Raw genomic sequence first — 6444 nt, 5'->3', positions numbered from 1 at the left:
CCAACGGGGCGTACCCGGGCGCGGCGGCTCTGTCGTCCATGGTGCTGCTGGTGCCCGCCGTCATCGGCATGGCGGCTGCCAGTGGCTGCGGGGCGCCTGTCGCCGGCACGGTTCAAGGCTGCTTTTTCATCGGCCTGGGCTGTTGGGTCTCTACATGGCCGTGCGCGGGCTGGTGTCGCTGCAGGCCTGACCGGTGCGGCAATGAAAAGGGGCGCCATGGCGCCCTCGGGGGTGGTCAGGGCAGCGCCAGCGGGCGCCGCGCCGGTCCGCAGCCGGCCGGTCAGGCGCGCACTGCCTGGCCCAGCCGCGCCACGCCCTCGCGGATCTTGTCCACATCGGCCGTGGCGAACGACAGGCGCAGCGTGGCGTGGTCGGGCTGCGCGCAGAAGAACGGCGTGCCGGGCACGAAGGCCACGCCCTGCTCGATGGCCTTCTTGGCCAGCACGTTGCCGTCGGCCACCTGGCCGCGCGCGCCGGTGAGGCGCGCCCAGACGAACAGGCCGCCCTGCGGCTGCACGAACGCGATGGCGTCGCCCAGTTCCTTGCGCAGCGCATCGCCCATGGCCTCGGCGCGCTCGGCGTACACCGCGCGCACCTTGGCCAGCGTGGCGGGCATGCGGCCGGCCTTGAGGTACTGCGCGGCCGTGGCCTGCGCGAAGGTGCTGGTGTGCGCATCGCTGAACTGCTTGCACATGGTGGCCTTGGCCAGCAGCTCGGCCGGCGCGATGAGCCAGCCCACGCGCAGGCCGGGGCTCAGCACCTTGCTCAAGCTGCCGCAGTGCACCAGCAGGTCGCGGCTGCCGGGCACGTCGGCCGACAGCGCCAGCAGGCTGGGCGGCGGCGCCTCGCCGAAGTACAGGTCGCCGTAGGGATCGTCCTCGACGATCAGCGTCTGGTGGCGGGCGGCCATCTCCAGCACCTTTCGGCGGCGCTCCAGGCTCAGCAACGCGCCGCTGGGGTTGCCGAAGGTGGGGATGAGGTAGACGAACTTGGGGCGGTGCTCGGCGATGAGCTTTTCCAGCGCGTCGGTGTCCACGCCTTCGCCATCGACCGGCGCGCTGATCAGCTCGGCGCCATAGAGGCGAAAGCACTGGATGGTGGCCAGGAAGGTCGGGCCTTCCACGATCACCTTGTCGCCGGGGCTGATGAGCGTCTTGCCCAGCAGGTCCAGCGCCTGCTGGCTGCCGGTGGTGACGATGAGGTTGTCGGTCGCCACGTCCCTGGCGCCCTTGCTGACCATGAAGGCGGCCAGTTGCTCGCGCAGCGGGTTGTAGCCCTCGGTAGCGCCGTACTGCAGGGCCGCGCCCGGCTCCTCGGCCAGGGCCTTATTGGAGGCCTCGCGGATGCCGTCCACATCGAACATCGCGCTGTCCGGAAATCCCCCGGCAAAGCTGATGATGCCGGGCTTGCCCAGCAGCTTGAAAAGCTCGCGGATGGCGGAGGTCTCTACGTTGTTCAGTCGGTCGGCGAATTGCAGGGGCATGGTCGGGGTCTCACTTTCTGGATGCGATTGTCGCCAAATCGGCGTGGCGTTTTCCTGCGTGTGGTGCCAGTGCACGCGGCCGGCGCGCCGGGGCCGCGGCGTGCCGCCCCGGCCCCGGTGGCGAAATGCTGCGCCGCTGCGGCCGAAACGGCATTCAGCGGGCGGCGTTGGCCACCGCGGGCCGCGGGCCCAGCTGCTGCCACAGGTAGGCGAACTCCAGCGCCAGCAGGTGGGCACGCTGCGCGTTGTCGGCCGCGCCGCCGTGGCCGCCTTCGGTGTTCTCGTAGTACAGCAGGTCGTGCCCCTGCGCCAGCATGCGCGCGGCCATCTTGCGCGCGTGGCCGGGGTGCACCCGGTCGTCGCGTGTCGAGGTGGTGAACAGCACCCGGGGATAGCGCGCATTGGCCCGCACCTGGTGGTAGGGGCTGTAGCGCGCGATGAAGGCCCAGTCGGCCGGGTCGTCCGGATCGCCGTACTCGGCCATCCACGACGCGCCCGCCAGCAGCGTGTGGTAGCGCCGCATGTCCAGCAGCGGCACCTGGCAGACCACCGCGTTGAACAGGTCGGGCCGCTGCACCATCACCGCGCCCACCAGCAGCCCGCCGTTGCTGCCGCCCTGGATGCCCAGGTGCGCGGGCCGGGTGACGCCGCGCGCGATCAGGTCCTGTGCGATGGCGATCAGGTCGTCGTAGCTGCGCTGCTTGTGTTCGCGCACCGCCGCCTGGTGCCACGCCGGCCCGTACTCGCCGCCCCCGCGCAGGTTGGCCACCACCAGCACGCCGCCCTGCTCGCACCAGGCCCGGCCGTAGTCGGCGGCGTACCAGGGCGTGAGCGCATGCTCGAAGCCACCGTAGCCGTAGATCAGCGTGGGGTTGCCGCCATCGGCCTGCGCGCCGCGCGGCCACAGCACGAAATACGGCACGCGCGTGCCGTCGGCCGACGTGGCGAAGCACTGCTCGGTGCGCATGCCTTCGGCATCGAAGCGCGCCGGCCCGGCCTTGAGCAACTCGCGCTCGTCATCGGCGGTGCTGGCCAGGAACAGCGAGGCGGGCGTGGTGAAGTCGGTGTACGACAGCAGGTAATGCTCGGCCAGCGGGTCGTCGGCCAGCAGCGGGTCGTACAGGGCCGTCACGCCCAGTTGGCCGGGGAACGGTGTGTCCACCGCGCGGCCGACGAAGGGACCGCCCTCGCCCCCGGGCCGGTGCCACAGCTCCAGCCGCTCGGCCACGTTGTCCATCACCTGCAGCAGCACGTGGTCGCGCGTGGTGTCGTAGCCGGCCAGCGAGCGCGTGGCCGTGGGAGTGAACAGCGCCGCAGCCCGGCGCTCGCCGCGCAGCCAGGCCGCCGCGTCGGCATGCAGCAGCGAGCCGGCGGCGAACTGCGCCTCCCCCAGCACCAGGTCGCTGCGCAGCTCCAGGAGCAGCGTGCCGCGCACGAAGTCGGGAATGGCGTCGTCCGGCACGTCCAGCCGCACGGGGGCGGCATCCGGCGCTTCAGCAGGCCCCTCGGTCAGCCAGACCTCGTGGCGGTAGAAGTCGATCATGCGGGTGAACACGGTGCGCTCGAAGCCCGGCGTGCGGTCCACGCCCACCCCCACGCCCACGTCCGACGCCTCGCCCTCGAACACCGTGACCGCGCTGGCCAGCGGCGTGCCGCGCCGCCAGCGCTTGACGATGCGGGGGTAGCCCGATTCGGTCAGGGAGCCCTCGCCGAAATCGGTGCTCACGTAGACCGTTTCGGCGTCGATCCAGGTCACGTCCGACTTGGCCTCAGGCAGGGCGAAACCCGCTTCGACGAACTGCCGCGACACCAGGTCGAACTCGCGGATCACCGTGGCATCGGCCCCGCCGCGCGAGAGCGACACCAGGGCGTGGCGATACTCCGGACCCAGCACTTCGGCCCCGCCCCAGACCCAGTTCTCGTCCTCGGCCAGGGCGAGGGCATCCAGGTCGAGCACCGTTTCCCACGCGGGTTCGGGCGCGCGGTACCCGGCCAGCGTGGTGCGCCGCCACAGCCCGCGGCGGTGGTGCCCGTCCTGCCACAGGTTGTAGAGCCAGTCGCCACGCCGCACCACGCTGGGAATGCGGTCCTTGGCGTCCATGATGTCCAGCAACTGCTCGCGCGTGGGGGCATATTCGGGCCGGGCCGTCAGCACCGCCTCGGAATGCGCATTGCGCTCGCGCACCCAGGCCAGGGCGCTTTCGCTGTCCACCGCTTCGAGCCACTGGTGGGGGTCTTCATCCTGCGCGGGATCGTGGGCTGGCGTTGCGATGGGCGGCGTGGATTCGGGCATGGGTTCCTTGAGGGATGGCGTTCCGGGACGGCACGGCCGGTCTTCGGGGATTTTCGCCGCCCCGGCTTGCCCTGTGCCGGGCCGGGGCTTGGCCGGAGTTTTGCGGGGCAGCGGGCACTGCCGCTTGCTACCGCGCGGGCACGGCCGCACCGGTGCCGGCGGGCTCGGACCACCGCGCCGTCCCCTGGCAGGCGGCCAGGTTCCGTTGCGAAGGCCCGCTGCAGGGGGATGCTGTGCCCTCCCGGTTCAGCCGCCAGTCCATGCGCGCGAGCAGATGGCCCAGCAGCGTGCGGTACAGCGCATCGCCCACCAGCGCATCCTCGACGCCGGCGTCCAGGTTGGGGTTGTCGTTGATCTCGATCACATGGGCGCCGGCCGCATTGCACTTGAGGTCCACGCCGTAAAAACCGTTGCCGACCAGCCGCGCCGCGCGCGTGGCGGCCTGCAGCACCGGCGGCGGCACGGCATCCAGGGACACGGCCTGGGTGCGGCCCTCCACGTACCCGCCGTCTTCGCCGTGCCGCAGGATCTGCCAGTGGCCTTCGCACATGTAGTACTTCGCGGCGAACAGGGGCTCCCCGCCCACCAGGCCGATGCGCCAGTCGAAGTCGGTGTACATGAACTCCTGCAGCAGGATGATCCCGGACTCGCGGAGCATTTCGCGCGCAATGGCGTGCAGCGCCTCGGCGTTCTCGGCCTTCTTCACGCTGCGGCTGAACGAGCCGTCCGGCACCTTCACCACCACCGGGTAGGCCAGGCCCCGCGGCAGATCGCCCAGCGTGCGGCGGCTCACGAGGTGCGTGCGCGGCGTGGCGATGCCGTGGCCCTTGAGCAGCTCGGCCAGGTACGCCTTGTTGGTGCATCGCAGGATGGAGACCGGATCGTCGATCACCGGCATGCCCTCGGCCGCGGCTTTCTTGGCGAACTGGAAGGTGTGGTGGTTGACCGCCGTGGTCTCGCGGATGAAGAGCGCATCAAACTGGGTCAGGCGCGAGAAATCCTTCTTCTCGATCAGTTCGACCGCGATGCCCATGTCCTGGCCCACGTCCACGATCTTCTGCAGCGTGCGGCGGCTGGACGGCGGCAGCGGGTCGTTGGGGTCGTGCAGGATGGCCAGGTCCATGCGCGGCGCGGCCACCGGCGCGGCGGGGCGCCAGTGGCGGCGCGTGAAATGCGCCAGGGCCTCGTCGAACAGGCCGTCGCGGTGGGCATCCACATCGCGCGGATCCAGCGATTGCAGCGCGGCGACGTGCCAGCCGGGCGATGGCTCGCGCCGCTGCAGGTGCAGCCGCAGCAGCGGGCAGCGGAACAACTCGAAGCTCTTGCGCGCGAGGGCGGTCAGTTCGGCGTCCTCCGCCAGCCCGAAGAACACGTGCAGGGTGAGCGAGCTGACGGACTGCGGCACGCTGTCCAGCGGACCGATCAGGCGGTCCAGCACGGCCAGCGAGGCGGCCTGCTGCTTGCCGCGCTGCAGTGCCACGATGGTCTCGACGCTGGGCGTGACCCGGTCGCCCCGCGCTTCGGCCAGCAGCGAGCAGTAGTAGCCCATGCCCAGGTAGCTGTAGTTGCGGCACAGGTTGGTGACCTTGCGCGCACGCGCTCGCGGGCGCGGCTCCTCGGCGATGAACGCCTCCGCGGTGACGATGCGCACCCCGGGGTCGCTCCAGCGGAAATCCGAGCGTCTTTCCACCACGATCACATGTTCTGAAGTCACTTCAAGGCTTTCTGGACAGGATGACGGCCGCTGTCCGGCGGCGGCGCCCGTAGCGGGCCATCTTCTTGAATTCGGACAGGCTCACCGACACGCCGCCGTCGCCCTCGCCCGAACGGGCCATCGGGTCCAGCACCCGAAAGACCGTGCCGTCGAAGCCGGTGATGACGACCCAGTGCGGCGCCTTTTCGCGGTGCAGGCGCCACAGGCTGATGAGCACGATGGGCACATGCCCGTGGCGCAACTGCTCGATCACGCCCTCGGGCGAGACGGGCAGCGCGAACACCGGCGCGCCATGCGCGACCAGTTCGGCGCGGAAATCGTCCTCCACGCGCTGGATCACGCGCTTCTTGTGGGGCTCGCGCACGCTGTCCATGAAGAGCGACGAGCCCGCGGCGGCGTACACCGCCACACCGAAGCCACGGCGCAGGGCGGCGCAGGCCAGGCCGAACGGGCCGCAGCCGCCATGGCCCGCGGCCATGAACACCGTGGTCGCCTCGCGCCACAGGCGGATCTCGGCGGCCTGGTCCAGCACGGTGTCCGGCGCCAGGGCCGACATGGCGATCAGCAGCGCGCATGGGCCGCAGGTGAAGTCCAGTGTCTGTCCGTAGTGCCGGGCCCGGGGCAGCATCAGCCGGTCCCGGCGGTGGCCGTCGAACACGTCCTTCTCGAAGCGGATCGCATCCGCGCCGTCTGCGTAGTAGCCGGGCGCGCGGCCCACCGCCACGAACCCGAAGCGCTGGAAGAGCCGGTGGGCGGCCACGTTCTCGGCCCGGCTCTCCAGACGCAGCAGGGCGCAGCCCCAATGGCGCGCGCAGTCCAGCGCCTCGGCCAGGAACGCACTGGCGATGCCGCCGTGGCGCGCCTGGGGCGCAACGGCGATGGAATACAGCCGCGCCACCGAGGTGCCCCGGCGGCGCAGGACCACGCAGGCGCCCAGCAGCGCGCCGCCGCCGG

Annotated in this window: 4 protein-coding genes; all 4 read right to left on the bottom strand. The window is 71.2% G+C overall.

Annotated features, from left to right (window positions below; genetic code table 11):
* Positions 1-280 precede the first annotated feature (280 nt).
* Positions 281-1477 (bottom strand): aminotransferase-like domain-containing protein, encoded by a 1197-nt coding sequence (locus tag AC27IO_RS18805; RefSeq protein ID WP_498740155.1) that lies wholly within the window; start codon positions 1475-1477, stop codon positions 281-283.
* 160 nt (positions 1478-1637) lie between these two features.
* The gene (locus tag AC27IO_RS18800; RefSeq protein ID WP_498740153.1) at positions 1638-3776 is read right to left on the bottom strand and encodes a prolyl oligopeptidase family serine peptidase; all 2139 of its coding nucleotides are present in this window, start codon (positions 3774-3776) and stop codon (positions 1638-1640) included.
* Between the two features lie 127 nt (positions 3777-3903).
* The gene (locus tag AC27IO_RS18795) at positions 3904-5490 is read right to left on the bottom strand and encodes a RimK family ATP-grasp domain-containing protein (RefSeq protein WP_498740151.1); all 1587 of its coding nucleotides are present in this window, start codon (positions 5488-5490) and stop codon (positions 3904-3906) included.
* A gap of 1 nt (position 5491) precedes the next feature.
* Positions 5492-6444 (bottom strand): GNAT family N-acetyltransferase/peptidase C39 family protein (locus AC27IO_RS18790; RefSeq protein ID WP_498740149.1); only part of this gene is annotated, 953 nt, incomplete at its 5' end.

Source organism: Acidovorax sp. KNOB132 (assembly GCF_057541515.1).
The sequence above is the reverse complement of the archived record's forward strand: the minus strand, read 5'-3'. Positions and strand labels throughout refer to the sequence as shown.

Bases quoted from the DNA above. Each gene is read 5' to 3' on its own strand.
- AC27IO_RS18800 (WP_498740153.1), bottom strand. From the start codon at position 3,776: ATGCCCGAATCCACGCCGCCCATCGCAACGCCAGCCCACGATCCCGCG.